The organism is Salinimicrobium oceani, assembly GCF_012037645.1.
Genome location: NZ_JAAVJR010000753.1, coordinates 1 through 423 on the forward strand (window position 1 = coordinate 1; position 423 = coordinate 423).

The following is a 423-nucleotide window of genomic DNA, read 5'->3' on the forward strand; positions in this document are numbered from 1 at the left end:
TTGAAGATTACGCAGGAGCCGATTTTGCGCGGGAACAGCGTGCCAAACTCGCCGTTGGACTTTCTTATGATTTTAATGACAATGCAGTTAAGACCCGTTCTAATATGGGAAGTTATATGTTGCTTGACAATGGCTTTTTTGAAACCGATATTATGACGTACTTCGTAGATGCAATTTTCAAGTATAATGGATTTTCTGCTTTAGGGGAATTTGCCTATCGAGATGCAGAAGATGTTTTTGCCATTAATCCCGATAGAAGTTTGACAGGTGCTGCTGTAAATGTGGGTCATGGTCTAAACCTACAGGCAGGCTATTTATTTCTAAATAATTTTCAGGTAGTGGGAAGATATACCACTATAGATCTTGATGACCGACTTACCGAAGTCATAGAAGATCAATACACTATTGCATTGTCAAAATATA

The 423-nt window shown here is 38.5% G+C and carries 1 pseudogene; it reads left to right on the top strand.

Annotation, left to right across the window (positions count from 1 at the left end):
- Positions 1-423: pseudogene (locus HC175_RS19235) on the top strand (porin); the annotation flags it as partial.